The following is a 24,918-nucleotide window of genomic DNA, read 5'->3' on the forward strand; positions in this document are numbered from 1 at the left end:
AATCACCTTTTTCTTTAGGCTTTGTCTTTTTGGCTCAAATTAAAGAAAAAATATTTACTGAATTTTTAGACTATATTAATGCAATGCTAGTGATAAATTATATAAAAAAATATGTGGTTCCCTTCAAAAAAGTTAACCATTCCCCTCTAATTCTGCTAAGTCATCCAATAAACTTTTCCAATCATTGAAATCATCTGGTTCTTCTAGGTCATATTTGGCCTTCTGTCCACTTAATACATCAGCAAATACAGTGTAAAAATCCCCATTATAACGAGTAGTAAAATGATTAATTTCCTTTTCAATTTCTTTAATCAGATCTTCTTTCGTTTGGTTCCTCAACTTCAGTTGTTGGTGCAAGCTTTGTATTCGTGAAGCCCATAGGCCATCCTTCCAGTAAAAAGCGTTATGTATTGGATAGCAAAAATCCCCAACGTTTGCAACGGTCTCCATGCCATTACTAACCATCTGCATAATTGTTGCTTGGGAAACTCCAAGCTGCTCACATAATTCACTGCTCCGAATTAGATAGGGTGGTTGGTATGTAAAATGTAGTCTCCCGTTTTCGAAGATAAGCAAGTACAGCGAGTCCAAATAATACTTAGTTACTGCAAAGCTCTGTACCGTCAATGAATTGTTAACGAGACAGTCAATGAGGTTTGATAATAGGTATTGTGCCTTTACGGCGTCAATATTTTTGGATATCACTGTGTCATCACTTGGAGAAATTCCTACCACGAAATTATTGAATTTCAACTGGGTGGCATAAGTCGTAAGAGTGAATTTTGTTACATAATTGAACGAACCATCATCTTGGATCTGAGTTACCAATTCGCGGATAATTTGCTGCTTGCCTTCAGAACTATTCGGTTCCACTACGCCACCTCCTTTTTTATCATCATAACAACAATACAACCAAAAAAACAATTTCGTTTCAATAGATAAGCTTTATTGTGAGGATTTCAATAAATCTTGAATTATACTTCGTTAAAGGGCAAGAAACATTTCCCAGAATACGTTGGGGAGTATTTGAAATGAAGGGGATAGGTTCTCCTTAAATTAATGGCACAACAGTTAGCGAAACCAAATACATCTTGAATGGGATCGAAAGGTCGATTAAAATGTTATTAAGAACGTACGTTCCTAACAATTAAGGGATATAATATGGGGTGATAGCAATGATTCGATATACATTTGCGTTTACTACTCATGCTAAAAAACGGTGTATACAGCGTAATATTGATCGATCTCAGTTATGTCGGCACCTCCTTTCAATTCCATTTGACACAGAAACAAATAGGAAGAGAGAGTGGCCGGTGCCGAACAGTAAATTGCTTGTTGTTTTTTCGGATAGTGATTATCAACGAATTATTATTACCGTGAGTTACCAAAAAATAAAAAAAGGCCGTGATCGTAATGAAAAGGAAACAAATTGAGGAATTTGATGATGCTTTCGAGGATGGTGTTTTTGCTTTTCCTCCTAGTCCGTCCGAACCAAAGGTAAAGATTAAAGCATTGGGGGAATACTGCAAACAAAAAGGTGTTTTACCTACAGATTTAACCAATGAAGAAATGCGTCAATTCTTAGATGAAGAGTGATTGGTATGGAGTGTTAGCAAGTTTAATAAAAGTCAATGGAGTTACTTCCTTAGAAGACGGGGACTATCAAATTTCCTACGTCTTCTTTTTTCTTTTTCAAAAGCTTTAGGGTAGATATATCACCAATGTTCCTTAAATTGGAAACCAGATTGGGGTTCAAGTTTTAGTACATGCTGCCGATAAGGTTATTTGTATAGCAGAGAATGCTATTTGATTTAATCATTAAATGAGGAGGTGATATTAGTGAGTTTTACAGGTATGTGTGCTAGTTGTAAACAGCAGTTCAGAGGAATGGTTAATACGTTGTCTGACTATAAGTGTAGTAGGAAATTCGTTTCTTTCTCGTTTAGTGTTGAAGACAGTTTATATACGCAAGAAGGGAAAAAAACAATAGTTAAAAATAACTCTACAAAAACAATAAAAAAGAAATTAGTAGTTAATGAGGAAAAGAATATAATAGTTAAATTCGAGATGAGTGGGTTCATAAGTAGCACAGAATTAAAGGTGTATATAAAAGAATTTGCATCTCAAGAGAAAGTAATGATTATTAATAACCCATACTACACATTAGAAATAAATGAAACAGATGAAGAAACAAATAAAAGTAAAAAGATGATGACTATGGAGGATCTTTTTCAAAGAATTAATAATAGAGTAAATATGAGGAAGTAGAGTGGTATTTAAGTTAGTAACTAGTCCATCTAGTTACTAACTCTTAGCTATTAAAAAAAAGGTATACTCTGACCTTCAGTAGTATTGGCATCTATAACTTCAAGGTGTTAGGTGCATATAGGAGGTGATATAAATGGAACCTATGTCAATTAGTCAACTTGCTGAAAAGCTTGAACTTCATACAAACACCGTAAATAATTGGTTTAGTTTACTAGATGCTAAAAAAATACATCTGGTAAATGTAAAGACTGTCGGCAAAAAAAAGACAAAAACCTATGATGAAAAGGATTATAATGTTGCCCTCTACATTAAAGGCTTAAGAGATGAAGGGATTCTGCTTGAGGAAATAGTAGAAAATCTTCAGAAAAACGTCAGTGTAAGGTTTCATAGTGTTGAAGATCACGATGTAGTAGCTAACAACGGTGATAACAGCAGCATTAATTTACACTCCTTTGAATCGATCCTCATTGAAAATGTAGTGGAAGAAATTGAAACGTGTCAAGAAGGAATCAGGGATATATTAAATGGCCTTGATCGTTTATCTCAATCCACAGATATAGATAGTGGTGATAATACAGAATTCCTGATAGAGAAACTTACAGATCTACGGATCATTGAACTTGTTCTTGAACTTGAGGCACTAGATAAATGGGAGAAACTGCATAACACAAAGTTTTACTGGTTTAATATTTTCAAGAAGAATGAAGCTATCCGAAAAGAGAAATTTGTTAAGAACCATGTTATCGATAATATGGAAGAATATGTGAATAGAAGGCTGTAATTGTGTAATTATAGCCATATGTTAGCTACAATATTGGCCACATCTACTGAAAGTATATACAACCTATATACAAAGGGCCATCAAACTATATATAAATGGTTACCGAAGTATATAGAAATGGCTATCAAAGTATATACGACTTATAAACAAATACACCGTCTTTTCTTCCGTGAAGTGGTCAGGTACAAAGCAAGTATGTTAATATATAGCTTATCTCCAATAGAATGTTGCTGTTGTTGGAGATGACCATCCGGAAACTGCGATAAAAGCATCAAGTATAAGGAGCTCTCAAATCACATTATTGAAGTTCTGAAAATTAAGAATTGTTGTTGCTGATCGAGTAAAAGAAGTAAATAGTAAATGGGAAATGTTCAAAATGGCCGTCAGCGACACCGTCAGCGACTGACGGAGCCACTGACGGGCATTTTGTTATCAAAATACACGTCAGAACCGCGCCATTACTGAATTTTTGGTATGGTAAAAAAAGTGGAAAATAACCAGGACTAATTTATACCCTGATCCTATAAAATTGGGGGATTCTTAATTTGACTATTGAATATTCGGAATTGTTTTAGTGGTGTGAGTATAGTATTGAAAAACCTATTTTAGCAATAAAGTAATAAGGCTTATTTTGGTGGACCAGTAACTAGCTTAATATGATTAGTTACTGGTCTTATTACTTATTAAGGAATTAGCTTCCGTACAATACTCTATTACACGTTTTTCTTGCTCCTGTTACATATATCAAGAAACTTGTTATACTTTCTGTCAGAATGGATCTTAGAGTCCTCATATAGCCACTTTAAAACAGTCATCACTTGGTCTTTTCCTCGTAATTGGAGTCTTCTAATGTTATTGCTTGGATTTGCCGCAAAAAGTTTAGCACGAGCAGGTACGGCTAGTTCGACTTGTATTATTTTACGAATGGATTCCAAAAAGTCTTGTGTCCCCTCAATATCTATTGCATACTGATTATTCCTTGCAAGGCAGAAGGTCCCGTCTCCGTCGATATACCCACGGATAAAGGCCTTATAAAGCATTCTATCTAGATTTTCTGGGAATTTAATTTTATGAGTTTTATTAGGAACAACGCCAAATTTCATTAGATCTTGGGATAACAAAGGAGAGGTAATATCAAGTGACACAACTTCGAAATCTCCTACTCTAGTTTTAGCTGTATGTTCTCGTATTGGATGCTCCGCCTCCATCGCTTCCTTAAATTTAATGATAATATCTTTGTCTTTTCTGGCAAGGGTAATTGTTAACGTTCCCTTTTTAGTGAGGCAACAGTCGGCATAAATAAACCCAAGGAGGTATGCCTTTTCTTCTGTATCAATATCAGTAAAGTAGTTAAAATTCGCTCGGTACATATTCCCCATAATTCCTCGCTCGATACCACGGACCCTCAAATGCTGCCTAACATTCTGTGCACTCATTTTGTACTTCTGAGCCAATTTACTTGTTTTCTCACCTGCAAGATAGTCTTTGAGCACATTAATGGTCCTTTCTCGCGCATGTGTTAATCCAAGGCTTTTTATAATTCTATCGGCAGTTCTAACCGAAACATTGTAGTTATCTTTGATCCAACACTTATCGACATGGTTTAAAAACGATTTTGCTCTAATTTCCTCTAGCTGCTCTTTTGTTAATGGCATTGCTATTTCCTCTTTTCTCTATTAATCTTTACTCCTCTGGAAAATAGTGAATTCACATTTATGTTCATTACAGGCGGGAGTAATGCAAAAGGGAATACTTATTGGCCAATAAAGTAATTCAACCTGTATAAATTAAGATTAATAGACGAAAAGAAATTAGCCAAACTGAGTAGGGGGTAGGTGAAGGGGAATAAGAATCATAATAAACCAAACGTTAATTTTTTCTGTTTTCTATCTCTTGTTGAACAGAGAAAAACTATAAAAGTGAAGCTGGACTGGCTTGAATTAGTTAAACTTATTATGTGCTAAACTAGATATAAGAAAAAATTTAGGAGGTTGGCAATGAAAGAATTACATATGACTATTTCTGCTACACCAAATTCAAACATTGCTGGGCTTATGGCTAATGAAAGTCCACTTTTAAAAGTAGGGCTTCTCTATGCTGATAAAGTAATGCTTTCAAGTTTTAGTTCTGCATTAATGATTGATTTTGCAAGAATGTATTCTTTTACAACCCTTGAAAAACTTCAATTTATGAAAGAAAATTTGGCTATATTAGAAAAAGATGAAGAAGAGTTATATGTAAAGCAAGTTCGATTGGAATATCTTATACAGTTAATGACTAAAAGAAAATTAAAGCCAATCGAAAAGCAAGAGAAGCTCCAATTGCAAAAGGGACTAAATCAACAATGGTTGCCATTTAGAGAAGTTATTGAAAATTTAGTTGTAAGAACTGGAATGGAGGATTTAATTCGTTTTGTGGAAGACGATATACTAGAACTTCAAAACTTAACGCCCAAAGATAATAGCATGGACAGTTTAATGGAAGATTGGTTTGAGAAGATAGACAGAACTCTTTTAAACCCAAATACATATCCACTCTTCGATAAGACTATTAGCTCATTAGTAGGGCAAGCACAGAAGGTTGTCCAATCTTTAGGCCTTCAAAATGTTACGAAAAAACATATATCAGAACGTGCATCTCACGCCGGGTTTGTATCAGACGTATATCAGAGATTACCATCATTTGAGAAAGCTAGCTTTGATGAAATTATGGACATTAGAAAGGAATTAAAAAAGCCTTTGGATAATTTTAGGTCAGTGATGCTGGAGTATTCTCAAGAAATCAATAGTGTACCTTGGGAAGAGGAGTTTGATTATGAAGCCCAAAAGTTATATCTGATGAAAGTTGTTCCAGCTGTTAATAAAGTAGATGAAGCTTGTAAAGAGAATAAGATGCTTATGAAAGTAATAAATAGAGTAGTTAGAGATAATGCGGTTAGATGGAGCGGTCTAGGTTTGGGAGTTGTCTCATTAACTGAATTAACGAACTTACTTTACTTAAATGCTATACCGGTTGGGTTAGCTACAATTGATGGAATCAATGAATGGAAAGAGCAAGAAAAAAGTAATCGTAATATGAAATTGTATTATTATAATGCAGTAAGTAAAAAATTTAACTAATCATTACATTAAAGAAAAGAGACCTAAGAAGGCAGGAAGTAGTTCAGTTTTAGATTAGAATTTTCAAATTCGTCCAATCCGATTGAACTGAACCCCCATTTTTTAGAGTGTGTCTAACAAATGGGGGTTCAATTCAAAGATCTAAAGTTGGAGGTGTTAATGAATAATAGGACAGTGCTATACATTTAACAATAGTTGTTATCAATAATTTTATTTTTTTATCAACATTTCAGCCAACTGATCCAATTGTTTTTTGATATTGGTGAAATCCGTATCCATATCCAATGTCTTAACTGCTATTCGATTTCCACTTATTAAAAAATCATTATCTGGTACAGTATCTTCGTCTGTCTTTGCATAAAGTAAAACCCCACTCACGTTTCCGGAATTTGTATAATCCTTGTTTTTTACATATGTAAAAATCTGATACATATTGTGAGAGTGAAAACTTCTGCTATCAAAATAGCTGTTTCTTTGCATTGTTTTTTCATAGTATTTAGTATCGATAATTAACGTTTTCCCTTCATATTGGAGAGTAATATCTGTTTTCATGATAGGCAGAAATTCAACAATACCATCATCTACATCCCAATTAATATGAGAAGAGGAAGCTTTAAATTGCGGAAAATGTTTTCGGTAATACTCCAGTACAAACTTCTCAAAAAGCCGATGCATATGTTGATTATCCATAAATCTTGCTAGTTTACGATTTCCCTCTTGTTCGGTAAGTAGCAATCCCTTGATAACTAAGTAACATACGTTGATCAGCATCTTATAGGTTGCATTGTTTCGATGGTACTTTATGCCCGACCATTGTATTCTGCGATAGTCTACCTCTTCGACGTTCGAAAAATAGAGCAGTATTTTCTTTAAGTCCCTTTTATTCTCCCCTGAAACTTCCGGAGTCTTTATTAATAACAGGGCAGTAGTTTTTAATATTTGATTCATATAGGAGTTTTCCGTATATTCATCAAAATTACAGACTAACTGCTTGTTGAGCATGGTTTGTTGCTTTACAGAAAGAGATACATTGATCTTCCCTCTTGGAGACCTAAGGGACTCCGTTTTATCAACATAGTCCCTGCCTAGCCCCCGTTTTATTTGATTGCCGATGCCCTTTGCTAGTATTGCGGCAAATAAATCAGCTGTATACTCAAATTCTTCAGTTTCTAATTTTGCATAGTTTACCTTATTCAAAACCTGAAAGGCATAAGCTAGCATATGGTAAATATTTTTAATTCTAATCATTTAGAACACCACGAAGTCGATTTGTCCATAATTCCACTTTAGATGGTTCATCAAACCAATATTCATCTAACAAAGGGATTAATTCATATTCTATAACCGATGACATCCATTCATCTGTTACTTCTTCATCAGAACATAAAAAACTGTGTCCTATCTGAAATCCACTACCCAAAGATTCGTCTTCACTTATGTAGTTGTTTAAAGCTTTAATTTGCTCAACAAGTGCAGTGAATTTTGAGTTATTTTCCTGGTTCATTATTTCCAGGAAGCCATCAGAATCAAATGCAGCCTCTAGCTTATAGAAAGCAAATCTTCTTCTAAGGGCATAATCAATCATGGCTAGACTTCGGTCTGCCGTATTCATCATTCCAAGAATATATACATTTTTTGGAACAGAAAATAATTCATTTGCATAAAGAAGACGAAGTTTTTGCCCACGCTTGTCATTTTCAATGAGCATCAGAAGTTCTCCGAATATTTTACTTAAATTTCCGCGGTTAATCTCATCAATAATAAAGAAATAATCGCGATCGTTATCTTTTTCTGCTTTTTTACAAAACTCATAAAATGGTCCTTCTGAAAGTTCAAACCCATTATTTGTTGGACGATATCCCATAATAAAATCTTCATAACTATAGCTTTGATGGAACTGCACCATCATCACACGATCCACATCTTTCTCCCCCATAATAGAATAAGCAATTCTTTTAGCAGCAAATGTTTTTCCTACGCCAGGTGGTCCTTGTAATATGACGTTTTTCTTCTTTTTTAGGAGATTTACTATTTTATGGTAACGATTTTCAGGTATAAAGACTTCATTAAGAAAATCTTCTTTAGTATAAGGATCATAATCAACTTCTATTTCTTCTATATCCTCATCGTCTTCATCAATAAACAGATTTTCCAGTTTCCGTACATAATCCGTATAGGGGGTAATATCGGTAAGTGTCTTATTGACAGCTTTACCTGGATGATCCCATTCTCCATTTTCTACCCAATTAACTTTATGAATATGTTTATATTCATCTCTAGTTGGATCATACATATATTCTGATTCAACAATTCCCTTTCCTATTACTGTTGAAGTTCCTTTTTTTACATAAACCGTATCTCCTGGTAATATTTCGTTAGCGAATTGCCAAGTTGCATGTGCAGCATTCATATAAGTATATTCTTGTCCATATAATTCTTTCATTTTGACTTTCATTTTTTGTTTAGAAGAGAACTGACTTAAATCCCCCAGCTCATCCCAACCAATTCCCATAACACCTTGAGAGTAAAATTTCTCCCATTGGGAAGCATTTTGGCCAGGCGAATAAATCCAGTATCTTTTTTCCTTTTCGTTTACAACATCTGAAGGGGAAGAGGAATCTTCATCTCGTTGCAGCTTCATTTTATCTGTCCATTTGAGGAATATGTCACTAGCTATATCATCATTCATATCGGCGGTTCGTCCTATTTCAGTTAGTGACCATGTTCCTCGAATAGAATTATCTATGTAACCCTCATAAACCAAATAATTTCTTGCGAAAGCAACTTCATTATCAAACTTTTTAACGCCACTTTTTCCACGAGTTTCACCTAAAAATTCACCTGTGAGATTTAAGTCCGATGCTATTTGTTGACGTACTTCTGCTGGTGTACCAGAGCCTCCAAGTGCTTTTAAAGCATTTATAAGTGGGACAAACCACTTAAGAAAGCTAGCATTCGATTTCTTGTCGTCTACTTCTTTTGGTGATGGTGATTTCCATGCTGCAAATGATAGCTCTGGAAAACTTTGGTGTGGGAATTCTTCTATTTGAAATTTGTCTTTAAAGTAATTAATTAGTTTTAAGTAATCATTGGTATTAGGTAAGTCCTTCAGTTTTGATATTTCTGTTATATCATTTGAATAGGGACTATTTTTCTGTAATAAGTAGGTTCTATTTCTTTCATCAAGGTTTAAATAAAAAAATGGGCGAATCCAATAGAGGCCCATTGTTAAATTCCATTTAACACCTCGCTGTTTTCTTACTTTTTCATAAATATCGGTAAACTTTTTCTTTGTATCTTCGGATGGATGATCTGCGTATTGTATTCCTGTTTCAAAAACGTTCCAAAGATTTGGAATATCATCTGCCTTTCTACGATCTTTAGATGCAAAAAACCATGCTCTCATATTGTTTAATACAGGGATACCATCAAAATCAGTTGGAACAGAAGCATCAACTCCAATCCTATTACTAATTTCTTTAGCGATCACAATACGATTTTCATTGGTTATTCCTTTGTTAAAACTCCCAAGAACAGTGAATGGACAAATGTCGTCAATGGGTTGGTCATTTTCAATAAAAGGGTACCGTATCCCTAAATCACCATAGACTTCTTCAAGCATATTCAAAAGTTCCGGCCTTTTATTTTTGTACTGTAGCAGTTTGTCAGCAAATTCCATGTAAAAAGCAGTCCAGGTAAAAGAACTAGTAGTTGGATTAACGGTTTTCATTTAAACACCTCTAATCATTTTTATAATCGAAATGGATGGAGCTACCTGAAATGGTATTTAATATTAGTCTAATTTTTATTATAAGGACTTAATCTTATTAAATAAATAGGTGAGCTTTATTCATGTATAAGACTTAACGTAATACAACCCCAATACCCTTAGGTTCGTAATTAACTTACTGTGAAGGCTTAAGCAGACCGTAACCCAGGTAAAATGGATCTTATTCCTTAATGGATATATCTACTTCTTAACAGATACTTTATAAAACAACATTTATTTACACACGAGCTTAGTAAGGATTTAAAAATCTTCAGGCATTACGTACTTCATTAGCCATCTATAGAATAGTTTTCGACAACCACGCCAAGATGATCTCGTCCAATATCTTGCTTAACGATATAATGAAAAGGAAAAGAAGCAAATTAATATTGAAATAATTGATTTGAGTCCTTAAATAAGTAGGTGATTTAATTAGAGGAATCATATGTTTATGTGGTGGCTCAATCAGGAGTACAATTCAAGCTGTAGAATTTCTTTACAGCTATTCTACTTGTACATACTGTAGTCCTCTTTAACTAGACAGTTTAATATTTATAAAACTAATCGAAAATTGTTTGGATTTAAACCAGTAACTACTAAAGGTATTATTGCCCGTTAAACCAAAATAGTTTAGCTTATCTAATTTTTTGGTGATACTTTCTCCTAAGTCAGGTTAAGTCGTTTACTACTTTTATACATCAATGATTATCTCTCCATATTTATAAATTACATGTTCATTTTCAAATGAATCTGTAGCTATTGATTTAATTAGAAAATGAAGGTGTTTAATTTAATATGGTGATAATAAATATTAAGGTAGTAAAAATTACCTAAAATAAGATAAAATAAAAATATAGTAAAATATGGAATAGTGATTGGTGTTCTGGAAATATCATGGAAATATCTTCAATAGGCTGTTTGAACAAAGGAATTTATTCGGAACAGTGCTAGCTAACAAATATTTCTATATGTCGAACTTACTGGTCATGGTTTTTGTTGATTTAAGGCTTAGAATGTTTAGAATGATTATTCCATAGGTAGAGATTTATATTGGGATATACTGATTTAAGAAAAAAATTATTAGGATTAAAATTAAATAAAGATTATATATCTTGATTCTCTAAAGCATTAAATTATAAAAGTTAGAAGTTTCAATGACATTACAGTATGGAAACTTCTATGCGTAAAATATTATAAGTAGTTGTTAGAAATTATTAAATAATGTTTGTGAATGGTTAATAATGGGGTGAGATAATTGCATCAAATAAATAAGGATATTCCAAAGAGCGGTCAACTTGTTGTTGTTAGAGGTAGACCAGCAATTGTAAGAGGAGTTCAGGAATATAGAACAATGGACAATCATTTTTCTTATGGTGTCGAAATTGCCTATACTGACGGTTGGAATTACCCAAATAGTGACTTTATTATTTGGGAAAATGAAGTTGGAGCTAGGATTATCAAAGGGAATATGTTACCGAAAATAGATAACCACTCAATTGCGCCGGATAGACCTGAGAATCTTCAAGCATTTTTAGACTCATACAAATGGTCCTCTATAAACCGTTTGGATGAAAATGAAGTTAATGATATTAAGTTAATAGGACCTTGGCAAAGTGCCATACAAATTGAAGATTATCAGCTATATCCTGTATTAAAAGCTCTTTCAATGCCTAGGGTATCATTACTTCTAGCTGATGATGTTGGTTTGGGAAAAACTATTGAAGCTGGTTTAATTATTTCAGAATTGTTTGCAAGAAATAAGGTTAAAAGGATTTTGATAGTCTGTCCAGCGGCATTACAAAACCAATGGAAAGAGGAGTTGAAAGAAAAATTTTATCTAGACTTTGAAATTGTAGATAGAGATCGAACATTTAGACTCCAGAAAGAATTTGGTATTGATTCCAATCCATGGGCCACGTTTCCGAGAATTATTACTTCTATGGACTATTTAAGACAAAAAGATATCCAGGAGTCTTTTAGAAGCGCTAATGAACAAATATGTGGAAACAATGAGTCCTTATTACCATGGCAATTGTTAATTGTTGATGAAGCCCATAACTTTGCTCCAGCAACCTTGGGTAAAAGTAGCGAAAGATATAAGATGCTTCGACAATTTAGTTTGCAATTTGAACATAGATTATTTTTAACAGCAACCCCGCATAATGGCTATACTCACTCTTTTACGGGTTTATTAGAATTGCTTGATCCGGTTCGTTTTACTCAAAAAACAAGTATGGACTCTGAAGACCTAAGCCAGATTAATTTAACTATGGTAAGGAGACTAAAATCAGATTTAAACAAAATAAGTGGTGGTAATCGATTTGCTAACAGGTTTGTCAAATCCCTAGATATTTCGATTAGAGGGTTAGAAAAAGACTTGTTTATCGCCTTACGGTGGTATAGAAACAAAGGATCTAAATTATTAAAAACACTAGGCAAAAAAGAAAAATATATAGGGGATTTCTTATTTAATTTATTAACAAAAAGATTATTATCAAACAGTTATTCATTTGCTTCTACATGGTGGCAACATGTTGCAGGGTTAGATAGGGATATGCCTGCTGTAGATGAATTAAACTATTCGATAAACAGGGTAGAAGCTCCAATAAATGATGATACGGAAAAGAATGATCGAGAAGACGATATGCTTCGTAAGGGGGGAGCGTGGCTTCACCGATTTTCAGACGATTTAAAATCTGAGATGGAAAACGTCTCATCTATTCTTAGAGAGATGGGGTTAGGAAAAGATCTTTTTCAAATTTCAACGAATCAATTTACAGTGTTTCCACCTGATGCTAAATGGGATTGTTTAAAGGAATGGATTTGTTCGAATTTAACAGATAAAGGTAAATATTTGCAAGAGGAACGTGTAATCATTTTTACAGAATATAAACAAACTATGGATTACTTTGTTGAACGCTTTCGTAGTATTGGAGTAGAGGAGCCAGTATTACAATGCCTCTATGGAGGCATGACATCTGAAAGAAGACAAGAAATTAAGAAAATGTTTAATGACCCGTTAAGTTCCGTCAGAATCCTTCTTGCTACAGATGCAGCTGCGGAAGGTATAAACTTACAAACCAATTGTAGGTTTATTATTCACCTAGACATTCCTTGGAATCCTATGCGGTTGGAACAAAGGAATGGACGTGTTGACAGGCATGGACAATTTAGAGACGTTATTATTCATCATTTCAATAGTGCTGATGAAGAGGATATGAGGTTTATGTCAAGAATTGTAAGTAAAGTCGATAGAGTACGGGAAGATCTTGGTACAGTGGGGCAAGTTTTTGACCAGGCTATTATTAACTATTTTAATGATAAAAATATTGATGAAGATAAAATGGACTCTTGGGTAGAATTGACAAGAAGTAACATTTACGAAAAACAAGACCTTTCTGAATCAGACAAGGGAAATCAGAAATTATATAGTCAATCTTTACAACGTTTGAGGTTAACAGAGATGGAGTTAGGACTAGAAGAACATAGATTAGCAAATGTTTTGACAAGTGCCATGATTATGGAAAATGGTGAGTTGAAAGAAGTAGAACCTGGGGTTTATAGAATAACTCAAATTCCTCCCTCTTGGAAAAAGATGATAACGGAAAACCTTGAGATTTCAGGTGGAGTAGCCCAGGGAGCTTTACCCAAAATTGTTTTTGATCCAAGTTACTTTGAAGAACTTGTTAATAATCGTAAAGTCTTTAAAAGTAAATCCGACACAGTATTATTAAGATTAGGACATCCTATAATGCAAAAGGCACTATCTACAATGAAAAAGGCATTATGGGATCAAAATGGACTTGGACGTTGGACAATTGAAAAGACGAAACTTCCAAATGGCTTTAACCAAATTTTGGTTATTCACTATATCCTAGAAGCAAATAATAATTTAAGAGAAAATTTTCATCAGGAGTTTATTTCGGTACCATTTCAAGTAAGTGGTGAAATATTAATACCATTAGAAAAAGAGTTTTGGAATCAAATTAAGAACGTACCAAGAAATCCTTTAAATATTGAGGAACTAAAAAAGTGGAGACATCAATTATCAGATCAATGGATGGATTTTGAGCCCCAATTACGTCAATATCTAAAAGAAAGAAAGCTTGAGGCAGAGGTCAATATTAATACGCATCTAAAAGAAATGTCCCGAAAAGTAATAAAAAATGAATCAGATCGTTATGATAGAAGGATTAAAGAGCTACGAAAAAGCAGTCAATCAAATGCTCAAAAAAAGTTACTTAAGGAAATTGAGCAACAAAGAGGAGTTCTAGAGCAAGGTTCACTATTTGTGGAGTTTGATATTGAAGAAAAACAAAAACTGCGTGAATTAGAATTACAACTTGAACTAATTGTTCAAAATTATGAGTATATGAGAACGGTTTTAGAAAGAGAAAAGAAAAGAGTAATTGAACATGTTTTTCCTAAACGATTTAATTTAGCTCATATAGATATTCAACCCTTGGCATTACAATACATTGTAAACACAATGTAAGGAGGTTTTAAAATTATGGCAGTAATTGCTTCCACAGATCCATTTAAATGGTGGAGCGAATTAAAACACGGAGGAATGCTCATTTCTCCTCCAGTGCTGGAGGAATATTTTCCAAACGAATCTAATATTACACCCTCTACGTATCGAGTTTTAAGGGATAATTATACTACTTTTTTATCCTGGTTTGAACAAACGCAAGATTTAGCAAAGGGGGAGACTTATCGTATACATCGCTGGTTAGATGTAGTATTAGAAAAATTATTAGGGCACAATGAGCAGTTGTGGTTAAAAGGAACAAATATAGATGATAAGTATACTGTAGAGACTCCTTTAAAAGAAAAAATTCGACCTCACAGAATTCTTTTTACTGATAAAGAACAAAAAGACCCACAACTATTTGTTTACATAGATAAGAGTAAACGAATTGGGTTAGGTAAAGGAAAGCATAACTATAGTAAATTGCTAGAATTGTTAAGGGTATCTGGTGTGAAAATGGGATTAATAACAAATGGGATTCAATTTCGTTTGTGCTATGCAGGGGTAGATCATGAATCCTGGGTAGAATGGGATGCAACAACTTGGTTTGAAGAAGGGGAATTGCGTTACCAATTAAATGGATTATTGACGTTATTAGGCTCAATGGGCATGAAGCCACGGGAAAATTTTAAATACCCTTTACTAAAAGCAGTGGAGGAGTCGAGAACAAGACAAAGCGAACTATCTTCAGTGTTGGGCGAACAAGTTCGAGAGGCGATTGAGCTAGTACTTAATCAAACTTATATTTCCTTAAAAAAGAATCCTGATTTAGCTACTAAACTAAACTTAGTTACCTCTTCATCGGAAACTTTAAATTCAGACTCTCTAAATGCTATCTATCAGGCGTCATCACGAATAATCATGAGACTAGTTGTCGTCTTATTTGCTGAAGCTAGAGGCCTACTTCCTAGGGACATTTCTACTTATAATGAAAGTTATAGTCTTGAAGGAGTTTATGAAAAGCTTAAAAATGCACTAATTTATGAAGGGGCTTATACTTTAACACAAAGAGGTAATTCTTGGTTGAGAATAATCTCATTGTTTCGTGTAATATCAAAAGGATCATTTCATCCAAATTTACCAATTAGGGCTTATGGTGGTTTACTTTTTAAAGAAGGTGAACTAAATCAAGAAGACTTAGTGTTAAATATTATCCATCTAATAGAAAGTGAATATTTTGAGATAAGTGATTTTACTGTATACCAAATACTGGAAAAATTAAAAATAGGTAAATTAAAAGTTAAAAGAGGAAGATCTACAGCTTGGGTAAAGGGACCTGTGGACTTTTCAGAATTACGAACGGAGTATATTGGTATGATGTATGAAGGGCTTTTAGATTATCAATTAAAGTCTGCAACTGAGCCAATTGTATTTTTAAATTTAGGAAATGAACCAGCCCTACCCTTAAATACACTAGAGAGTATGTCGAATACCGATATAAAAAATTTATTTGAAAAAGTGAAATCCGAAAGTAGTGATAATAATAGTGATTCGGATGATATGGAAGTAGATCATCAAAATAGTCCGTTTAGTGTAGATAAAGAAGAAGTATTTGATATGGAAGAGCAAGAGGAAGTACATTTTACACGAGATGAAGAGTCTTTATTGCAGGAACGAGCACTTATATGGGCAAAAAAGGCTGTCGAAATAAGTGGAATGATAAAAAAAACAAAGAAAAATACTGAGCGGTATATTTACGAACAGAAACTCGAGAAAATAGCAAGTAACATTGTTAAACAGGTCCTAACAGATGATGAATTTTATTTAATTCGTTGGGGGGGGAACAGAAAAGGTTCAGGTACTTTTTATACTAAACCAGGGTTGTCAATTCCTACTGTTAATAAAACTTTACAACCATTATTATATGAGAATGACAAAGCAGGAAATTTAATACCTCGTTTACCTGAGGAAATATTATCAGTAAAAGTTTGTGATCCTTCTTGTGGTTCAGCATCTTTTTTAGTAGCTGCTTTGAATTATACCACTGAAGCATTATTTCGATCTATGATGTATTTTAGTCGCTATAAGAAAAAAGGTAGTAAAAATACAATATTGTTACCATTTGGAACTAAAGTAAAAGGCCACCTACAAGAAGATATAGTAAAAGTTACACCGGAAGATGAAAGATTTGAAGAAGTAGTTAAAAGTCAGCTAAAAAGATATGTAGTTGAACGGTGTATTTTCGGTGTTGATATTAACCCTATGGCAGTTGAATTAGCAAAATTAAGTCTATGGATAGAGACTATGGACAGGGAACTTCCTTTTACTTTTTTAGACCATAAAATAAAAGTTGGAAATGCTCTTGTCGGTTGTTGGTTTAACAATTTTATGGATTATCCAATTCTTGCTTGGAGTCGGGATGGTGGAGATAGTTCTCATACAAATGGTATTAACTATAAAAAAGAAGAATGGTCTAAAAATATAAAAAAAGCATTACAAGAAAAAATAAAACCAGAGATAGTTGATTATATTGAATCGTTAAATGGACAATCTAAATTATTTGAAACAGCTGAAGACTCCGGAAAAGATATCCTTGCTCATATTTTGACAGTGTTTAATGAGATTCATGATACAGCTCTATCTGCTGAAGGAATACGTCAAAGGGAAAAGTTATATAAAGAAAAAATCGTACATAATAGTACATTTCAAACTTTAAAGAATGCTTTTGACACTTGGTGTTCGCTATGGTTTTGGCCTGCCGATCAACTTGACGATGCACCTACCCCATCGAGTTTCCTTGACCCAGCTGAAAAAACTGTAAATATAGTTAAGAAACTAGCCAATAAATATAAATTTTTTCATTGGGAATTAGAGTTTCCAGATGTATTTACCTCGCAAAATTCAGGGTTTAATTCTATAATTGGAAACCCTCCTTGGGATGTAAGTAAGCCGAATTCGAAGGAGTTTTTCTCTAATTTTGACCCTTTATATCGGACATATGGTAAGCAGGAAGCTATTAGAAAACAAAAGGATTATTTTAAAAATGATAAAAATATTGAACGGGATTGGTTATTGTATCAGGCAGAATTTAAAGCCATGAGCAATTGGATCACTAATGTTGCTTTTCCTTACGGGGATGGCCAATTCCCTGGTTCACAGAAATTAAACTTAATGCAAAAAGGAGGGCAATGGAGAAAAAGCGATTCGTTACATAAAGCCTGGTCCTTATTTAGAGAAAATAGGCTAGGGTTTGTGGATTCTAGACACCCTTTTAGATATCAAGGATCTGCTGATCTAAATAAATATAAATTATTCGTTGAAGCATCTCATTCCCTCCTAAACGAAAAGGGAAGATTAGGAATGATTGTTCCTTCAAGTATTTATACAGATAAGGGGTCAAGCGATCTTAGGAAGCTATTCCTTGATAATAGTAATTGGGAATTAATATTTAGTTTTGAAAATAAAAATAAGATCTTCAAAATCCATTCATCCTATAAATTTTGTATATTAATTATAAATAAATATGGAAAGACGGGAGAAATTAAAACTTCTTTTATGAATCATGATTTATCCGATCTGGAAAAGCATATAAATGATACAATGCCTTACAGCCGTAATCAATTGCAAAGATTTAGCCCCAATAGTTTAGCTTTATTAGAGTTTCGAAATAATAAAGACCTTGACATAGCAGAAAAAATATATTCAAACTCTGTACTGTTAAGTGATGGTGGAGAACATTGGAAAATAAAATATCAAAGTGAGTTTCATATGACTAGTAAATCAAATTTGTTTTTTAATTTGAAATATGTGGAAAACCATGGCTATGAAAATGATATTTATGGAAGATGGATAAATAATAACGAATCATCAATTATGTTACCGTTATATCAAGGTGTGATGATAAATCAGTTCGATTTTAGTACAAAAGAATGGCTATCTGGAACAGGTTTAAATGCAGTATGGGAGGAAAATAGTTGGGAGCAAAAGAGAATTAAGCCCCAATTTTTAATTAAAGAAGATAATTATCTTGAAGAAATAGAAGAAACTGGTGGTATAAAGGTTTGTTTTAGGGATATTGCAAGAAATACTGATACACGTACTATGATTGCTAGTATTATTGGTGACTTCCCTTGTGGAAACCCGGTACCAGTTCTTAGGTTAGAGGGTAATAATATTTTTAAGTATTTATTTTTAGCAGCAAATTTAAATAGTTTTTGTTATGACTTTGTTATAAGACACAGGTGTGGGGGAACTCATTTAAACTATTTTGTAATAAGTGAATCTCCTTTATTGAAATTCGAAAATATAAGTGAACAAATTATCCACAAGATATGTTCTAGTGTTGCTTCATTAAATATGGCACATAATTTATTTGCACCTTACTGGTTAGGCTTAAAGAAAAATATTTCTGGTCTATCGAGTAAACCATGGAAACAACATTGGGCACTTACAAGTCATGAACGTACCAGATTACGTTGTGTAATTGATGCAATTATTGCTGAATTGTACGGTTTGACCTACCAAGATTTTGCATGGATTTTACGTAATGACCTATCAGATCCAAAAGGTTTTTGGCGTGTTGATAAAGACAAACCTCAAGAGTTTCGCCAAACTACGTTAACATTAGAAGCATTTAAGAGAGTAAAAAATGTAGGGTTAGAGGCTTTCTGTAAAGAAGATTGGCAATTACCTTCATATGTTGCTCAAGAGTTGGGCAAAAGGTTTTTGCCTTCTCAACTTAAATTATCCATCGAAGAGTCTTGGGAAGAATGCGAAAAACATGCAATTAATATTCAAGAAGAGAACAAAATGAACGAAATGGTCCAGTTTAATGAAAAAGAATCATTAGTAGCAGATAAAAAAGAAAGTTACCAAATTAAATTCGATTTCTAATCTTGGAGGTGCCCATGGTAAATAAATTGATTAATCCTATCAAATTTGCTAATCAAGTAAATGAGCAGTTTTTGAATTATCAATTGACTGCATTTCCTTTAACTGATTCAGATTTAGCATCGCAAGCACGAACTTTAATTAAAGGCAGTTTAGGACATTCTCCACTAATAAAAGGACCTTATGTAAGTTTAAGTAAATTTTTTAGAGTAGGAAGGAATTTATTTGACCTTGCCAGAACTGGTGAGGTCCATCCTGCTCTACCAGGCTTAACAGAGTTCCCCACTTTATTTGCCCATCAAGATAAAGCTTTAGAATATATAAAAGCTGATAGTCACTGTCTAATAGCAACAGGAACTGGCTCAGGGAAGACAGAGTCCTTTTTATATCCTATATTAGATCATTGCCTTCGTTTGCGTGATCAGGGTACTCCTGATGGCGTAGTAGCGATTTTAGTTTATCCTATGAATGCGTTAGCAACTGATCAATTAGATAGATTACGAAAAATGCTGGTTGGATCTGGTGTTTCTTTTGGTATGTATGTTGGTAGTACGCCTTCTGATGAATCTGAACTAGAAAATGTGATTAAAATGAGAGAGGGCGAAGGTAGAGAAGAGCTTGTTAACTACACAAATCAATACAGTCAACATAAAAATATTGTAATTTCCCCACCTGAAGAAAGAATAACTGAAAAGGAAATGAGAGACCGTCCTCCCCGTTTACTACTAACGAATGTTAATCAATTAGAACTGTTATTAACTAGAGGGAAAGATTTAGGAATGTTTTTAAATGCACCTCTAAAATACTTAGTTTTTGACGAGGCACATACATATAGTGGTGCTGTTGGGGCTGAAGTTTCCTGTTTAATTCGGCGTTTACGGACTTTTTGTGGTAAGACTGCGGATGAAATAGTTTGTATAGGAACATCTGCAACTGTAACTGATCCAACTGACACAGGAGAAAATGTTGCACAATTTGCACAAAGATTTTTTGGTGTTGATCCTCATAGAGTAACTTTAGTAAAAGAAGAGTATCAAAAAGAACAATTTCCTGATAGTCGATACTTACCTAATTATAGTAAGGATCAAATAACAGGATTATTAGAAAAAGTTCTTCTTACTTTAGAAAATGATAATATTCATGATTTACAAATTGTTTACAAGGAATTGACTGGAGTCGAAATTGAGTTGGAAAAAAGTACATGGAAGCAAACACTTTTTGAAGACTTTAAGAAGAATGAGTATATTTATGCATTACTTCAAGGTTTAAATCAACCTTATCATATCACTGATGCTGTTAAAATGATTAACAAATATTTAGAACGACCTTACGATAATATTGAAGAATGGATGAAAGAAGAATTATTATGTTATCTTGCGCTTGGAGCAGCAGTTGAAAAAAATGAAAATCCTTTACTAAGACCCAAAATTCATTACTTTGTAAAAGGCTTAGAAGGTGCAGTTATTACTTTTAATGAAGATTATAAAGGTAATATTCGCAGTAACCTTAGTTTGAGTGTTGATGAAGCTCTAGAGAAGGATAACGTGGAGCGAACTGCATGCTTTCCAGTATTAGTTTGTAAACACTGTGGTCAGCATTATCTTGAAGGGTATTATCCTAATATATCATTCCAGAGCGGATTAATGGTCGGTGGGGATGCAGAGGAAGATAACGTCATATGGATTCCGACTGATGAGGCAGAGGGAGGTAAAAGGCTTCTCTTTACTACAAATCTTATCTCTGATTCTGATGATGAGCTAATCATAGAGAGTAAAGGGAAGAAAAAAGCTAGCAAAAAGCGTAGTGTACATTATATTTGTCGCTGTTGTGGAACAATACACCGTAATCAAGGGGAATGTCTAAATAATAAATGTAAAGTAAACGGTAAATTAGTACCTATTTGGGTTATACATTCAGAAGAGGGACTATCCTCATGTTTGAGTTGTGGGCAAAGGGGAAGAAAGATTGGTGAAAGGCTCATAGAACCAATTCGAGAGTTTAAAGCGACAACAGCTGCAGATGTTCATATTTTGGCACAAAATATGATGAATTCCGAAAACGAAGGTAAAGAACAAAAACTTATCGTTTTTTCTGACAATAGACAAGATGCAGCATTTCAATCTGGATGGATGAAAGATAGGGCACGACGCTACCATTTTCGTCATATTATTTACGATTATCTTCGCGATAAAATAGAGCCGACTTCTATAGGTGATATAGAACTATACCTAATGGAAATCTTTAAAGAAGATAAAGCATTAGGCCAAACTTTGGCACCAGAAGTTTATACTGCAAGGAGATCTGAGGCATTTGGTAGAGGTTTAGAAAATTTATTAACAAAATTTCTGAGAATAACATTGTTAAGAGAGTTTACAACTTCTTTTAAACAAAAAGATAGCTTAGAAACATGGGGAAAAACCAGAGTAGTTTATGCTGGTATTAATGAAGAGCAGCCATGGGTACATGAATGGTCAACCAAATTAAATATATCTAATTCAATGCTAGTTGAAGGCATAAGTTCATTATTAGACTCATACAGAAGAACACGTATTTTATGGGATCAGAAAGAAGATATATATAGTCATTACTGGCACGAGAGTAGTGATGAAGTACAACAGGGTTTTATACCAATGATGGATTTTCCGCCAGTGGGACTTAAAAGGTTTAAAGAAGAGAATGATTCAAGCGGTAATATTAAATATTTTGTTACAGAAAAAGCTCAAACTAAAAGTATGGAATTTGTTACAAAATGGGGGATTCCAAGGGACAAAGTAAAAGAATTTTTAGAGGAACTATGGTTCTTTTTAACAGACACAACAAAGATACTTACGCCTGTTTCTTTAAAATCAGCAAAAGGAAGACAAATTAGAGGAACAAATGGAGTATTCCAAATAAATAGTGACCAACTAGGGATAGTCCCTCAAAATTTTAGATATCGATGTGATACTTGCCAACAGATCCATACACGCAATGCACCGAATGGTGCATGCTCAGGATGGCAATGCAAAGGCATATTAAAAGAGGAATCATTACCAAAAGATGACTACAATATTAATTTATTAGAGAAGAAATTTAATATGTTAATGGCAGAAGAGCATTCAGCACAAGTTCCGGCTAAAAATAGAGAATATGTTGAAGAAGAATTTAAAAAAGAGTTAGGAAAAGTAAATTGCCTAGTTGCTACTCCAACCCTAGAAATGGGTGTTGATATAGGAGCACTTGATATGGTCCTAATGAGAAATGTTCCACCGAAATCAGCTAATTATTGGCAAAGAGCTGGACGAGCAGGAAGAAGACATCGAATGGCTGTAATTTATACTTATTGTAGACGTAGTGAACATGACAGATATTTCTATTATGATCCTGTGAAAATGCTAAGCGGACATATTGATACTCCAAGATTTAATCTTCGGAATGAAGTAATGATTAGAAAACATATTCATGCCACAATAATATCTGAAATTATTCGACTTTCTAGATCAACAAGTAATAATATCTCACAAATAGAGAAAGAAATGTTGGAAGATATAAGAAAGTCTATTTTCCCGAATTATATTAAGGATTACTTATTTGTTGATGAAAATAATTACCGTAATACTCCCTATGATGTTAATAATTTATCAGTAGTTATTGAAAAATATAATGATTTATTTATTAAAGCAGGAAATGATGTATTTACTTCTTACTGGCCTGAGGAAGATCGTTCTACTGTAAATAATGAAATGCTAGTTCAATTCATTAATGAAATGCCAGTTCTTCTTCAAGAAGTAGTTAACCGACTTCATAAACGCATGATGTGGGCAAAAAACAAACTTGATACTCTAATTAGTGAAGAAACAAATCGGTTATTAGATCCTTCTGAAGAACGTCTAAAAACTAGATGTTCAAATTACTTGAAAAAGCTTAGTAAAAGTGAGATGGGGACATACACTTTATCTGTATTAGCTACTGAAGGTTTTCTACCTGGGTACGGAACTTACGAAGGGAGTTTAAAGGCATTTGCAAATAGATCTCCTTTCAATAGAACAAGTAGACCGGACTTTGAATTACCTCGAGCTTCTACAATAGCTATCAGGGAATTTGTACCAGGAAATATGATATATGCTAATAATGGTAGGTTTAAAACAAGATTTTACCATTTGCCTGTTGGACAACAACAACTCGAACCGGATCGTTACATTGTAGATATTGAGAGAGAAAGGGTAATTGAAGCAAAACGAGTAGATGAACAAGATGGTAGTTATGGAAATCAAGAGAATTTTTTATTATCAGGCATTCCTATTTCTGATGTTGACTTAGCTTATTTATCAAGAATTTCTGACGAAGAGGATAACCGCTTTCAGCTCCCAGTTAGTGTAATGGGTTTCTTAAAAGAAATCCATAGGGGGGTAAAACACTACGATGTGGGATTTGAAAGTGTTCAACATCGATTTGGACAACATGTAAGGTTAATAAATGTAGGTCCAGCTGATTTGGTAAAACAGGGGGAGCTTGGGTTTCCTGTTTGTTCAGTATGTGGGGGAGCAAGATCACCATATGCTTCTAATAGGGAAATAAATGATTTTGAAGAGCACCATAATAAAATTTGTGGAAAAAAACCAAACAAGGTAGCTTTTACTGCTGATGCAAATGTTGATGGATTAATGATTACAGGTTTAAAAAATAAACCAGAAGCAGTAAATTTAGGTGAGGCTTTAAGAATTGGGGCAGGTATAATATTAGAGATGGAAAGGGATGACCTTCAATTTTTAATTATTCCTGAACAAGACGATTCATACACTTTATTCTTATATGATCCAATGCCGGGAGGATCTGGATTATTACAGCAAATGCTTAATAAATGGTCTAACTTAATCAGTTCTGCAGTAGAGCATCTGACAGGATGTATTTCTCAATGTGAAGCAAGTTGTTACTATTGTATGCGTAGTTATAGAAATGTGTTTTTTCACTCTTTACTTGATCGAAATTTAGCTTCAGTTATTTTGCAAAGGTTTGACAATAAGCCTGAATTTGATAAAGAAATCGACCCAATAGTTGCTGTTGATTTTTCAGAAAATAGTAACCAAGGCAATCCTACAAATAGTGGAGAATATAGATTAGAAAAAATTCTTGAACGCGCTGGCTTTCCTAAATTCGAACACCAAAATGAATTGAACATAGGGCCACCATTCCATAAAACAACACCTGATTTGTATTACGGGGATGAAAATGAGGAAATTTACGTAGCGATTTACTTAGATGGATTGTCAAAAGGGATACATGGTAACAGTGAAAGAGAGCAAATTGATAATACAATTCGCCAGCAATTAGAAGCCGAAGATATAAACGTAATTTCGATAGCTACAAGCCATTTAGATGACCCTGAAATTTTAAAAACTCAACTAAAGATAATAGCAAATAAATTAAGACGTAGAGATTTAAGGAACAAAGTAACTGAAGATAATTCTTGGTTTTGCTGATTAGACAACTTAATCCTTATAAATAAGACAAAAAAAGGAATATCCACTCAAATATTATTTGGGTGGATTTATTCTATAAATAATTCTTTGTAGTTTTTTTATGTTTTTCGTTATATCTATTTTCTTATACTCAGTTTTTTGACCGATATGTAATTGCATTA

The 24,918-nt window shown here is 33.6% G+C and carries 12 protein-coding genes; 8 read left to right on the forward strand and 4 right to left on the reverse strand.

Features of this window, described 5'->3' with window-relative positions:
• Positions 1 to 132: 132 nt before the first annotated feature.
• Positions 133 to 873, reverse strand: a complete 741-nt coding sequence (locus tag J2S74_RS24195) for a hypothetical protein (RefSeq protein WP_307331330.1) — start codon at positions 871 to 873, stop codon at positions 133 to 135.
• 302 nt (positions 874 to 1,175) lie between these two features.
• On the opposite strand from J2S74_RS24195, the gene J2S74_RS24200 reads away from it, so the two are divergent.
• The 4 genes from J2S74_RS24200 to J2S74_RS24215 all read left to right on the forward strand — a co-directional run bounded on the left by J2S74_RS24200 (position 1,176) and on the right by J2S74_RS24215 (position 3,049).
• On the forward strand, positions 1,176 to 1,433 hold the full coding sequence (locus tag J2S74_RS24200; protein WP_307331333.1) for a hypothetical protein: 258 nt from the start codon (positions 1,176 to 1,178) through the stop codon (positions 1,431 to 1,433).
• Positions 1,414 to 1,596: a VHS/ENTH/ANTH domain-containing protein gene (locus tag J2S74_RS24205; RefSeq protein ID WP_307331337.1), complete on the forward strand. Its 183-nt coding sequence runs from the start codon at positions 1,414 to 1,416 to the stop codon at positions 1,594 to 1,596. The genes J2S74_RS24200 and J2S74_RS24205 overlap by 20 nt, the downstream gene beginning before the upstream one ends.
• Before the next feature lie 243 nt (positions 1,597 to 1,839).
• The gene (locus tag J2S74_RS24210; RefSeq protein WP_307331338.1) at positions 1,840 to 2,268 is read left to right on the forward strand and encodes a hypothetical protein; all 429 of its coding nucleotides are present in this window, start codon (positions 1,840 to 1,842) and stop codon (positions 2,266 to 2,268) included.
• A gap of 133 nt (positions 2,269 to 2,401) precedes the next feature.
• Positions 2,402 to 3,049, forward strand: coding sequence for a MerR family transcriptional regulator (locus J2S74_RS24215; RefSeq protein ID WP_307331341.1), 648 nt, complete (start codon positions 2,402 to 2,404; stop codon positions 3,047 to 3,049).
• Between the two features lie 713 nt (positions 3,050 to 3,762).
• On the opposite strand, the gene J2S74_RS24220 is transcribed toward J2S74_RS24215, so the two are convergent.
• Positions 3,763 to 4,704: a hypothetical protein gene (locus tag J2S74_RS24220; protein ID WP_307331344.1), complete on the reverse strand. Its 942-nt coding sequence runs from the start codon at positions 4,702 to 4,704 to the stop codon at positions 3,763 to 3,765.
• A 342-nt stretch (positions 4,705 to 5,046) separates the two neighbouring features.
• On the opposite strand from J2S74_RS24220, the gene J2S74_RS24225 reads away from it, so the two are divergent.
• Positions 5,047 to 6,168, forward strand: a complete 1,122-nt coding sequence (locus tag J2S74_RS24225) for a hypothetical protein (RefSeq protein ID WP_307331347.1) — start codon at positions 5,047 to 5,049, stop codon at positions 6,166 to 6,168.
• A 210-nt stretch (positions 6,169 to 6,378) separates the two neighbouring features.
• Here J2S74_RS24225 and mcrC read toward each other — a convergent pair whose 3' ends face one another.
• Positions 6,379 to 7,416 (reverse strand): 5-methylcytosine-specific restriction endonuclease system specificity protein McrC, encoded by a 1,038-nt coding sequence (gene mcrC, locus J2S74_RS24230; RefSeq protein WP_307331350.1) that lies wholly within the window; start codon positions 7,414 to 7,416, stop codon positions 6,379 to 6,381.
• Positions 7,409 to 9,898: a DUF8426 domain-containing protein gene (locus tag J2S74_RS24235; protein WP_307331353.1), complete on the reverse strand. Its 2,490-nt coding sequence runs from the start codon at positions 9,896 to 9,898 to the stop codon at positions 7,409 to 7,411. The genes mcrC and J2S74_RS24235 overlap by 8 nt, the downstream gene beginning before the upstream one ends.
• Positions 9,899 to 11,192: 1,294 nt before the next feature.
• Here J2S74_RS24235 and drmD point away from each other — a divergent pair.
• Genes drmD through J2S74_RS24250 form a run of 3 tightly spaced genes read left to right on the forward strand, consistent with a single transcriptional unit; the run spans position 11,193 to position 24,757 of the window.
• Positions 11,193 to 14,432, forward strand: a complete 3,240-nt coding sequence (gene drmD / locus J2S74_RS24240) for a DISARM system SNF2-like helicase DrmD (protein WP_307331356.1) — start codon at positions 11,193 to 11,195, stop codon at positions 14,430 to 14,432.
• A 15-nt stretch (positions 14,433 to 14,447) separates the two neighbouring features.
• Positions 14,448 to 19,301 carry an Eco57I restriction-modification methylase domain-containing protein gene (locus J2S74_RS24245; protein ID WP_307331358.1) on the forward strand — a complete coding sequence of 1,618 codons (4,854 nt, stop codon included), beginning with the start codon at positions 14,448 to 14,450 and terminating at the stop codon, positions 19,299 to 19,301.
• A gap of 14 nt (positions 19,302 to 19,315) precedes the next feature.
• Entirely contained in the window at positions 19,316 to 24,757 is a 5,442-nt protein-coding gene (locus tag J2S74_RS24250; protein ID WP_307331360.1) for a DEAD/DEAH box helicase, read from the forward strand.
• The last annotated feature ends 161 nt before the right edge of the window (positions 24,758 to 24,918 follow it).

This window comes from Evansella vedderi (assembly GCF_030813435.1).
GTDB lineage: Bacteria > Bacillota > Bacilli > Bacillales > Salisediminibacteriaceae > Evansella > Evansella vedderi.

Excerpts from the sequence above, each read along its gene's own strand:
- J2S74_RS24200 (WP_307331333.1), top strand. The coding sequence starts at position 1,176 with ATGATTCGATATACATTTGCGTTTACTACTCATGCTAAAAAACGGTGT.
- J2S74_RS24245 (WP_307331358.1), top strand. The coding sequence starts at position 14,448 with ATGGCAGTAATTGCTTCCACAGATCCATTTAAATGGTGGAGCGAATTA.
- mcrC (WP_307331350.1), bottom strand. The coding sequence starts at position 7,416 with ATGATTAGAATTAAAAATATTTACCATATGCTAGCTTATGCCTTTCAG.
- J2S74_RS24225 (WP_307331347.1), top strand. The coding sequence starts at position 5,047 with ATGAAAGAATTACATATGACTATTTCTGCTACACCAAATTCAAACATT.
- J2S74_RS24235 (WP_307331353.1), bottom strand. The coding sequence starts at position 9,898 with ATGAAAACCGTTAATCCAACTACTAGTTCTTTTACCTGGACTGCTTTT.
- J2S74_RS24205 (WP_307331337.1), top strand. The coding sequence starts at position 1,414 with ATGAAAAGGAAACAAATTGAGGAATTTGATGATGCTTTCGAGGATGGT.
- J2S74_RS24220 (WP_307331344.1), bottom strand. The coding sequence starts at position 4,704 with ATGCCATTAACAAAAGAGCAGCTAGAGGAAATTAGAGCAAAATCGTTT.
- J2S74_RS24215 (WP_307331341.1), top strand. The coding sequence starts at position 2,402 with ATGGAACCTATGTCAATTAGTCAACTTGCTGAAAAGCTTGAACTTCAT.
- J2S74_RS24250 (WP_307331360.1), top strand. The coding sequence starts at position 19,316 with ATGGTAAATAAATTGATTAATCCTATCAAATTTGCTAATCAAGTAAAT.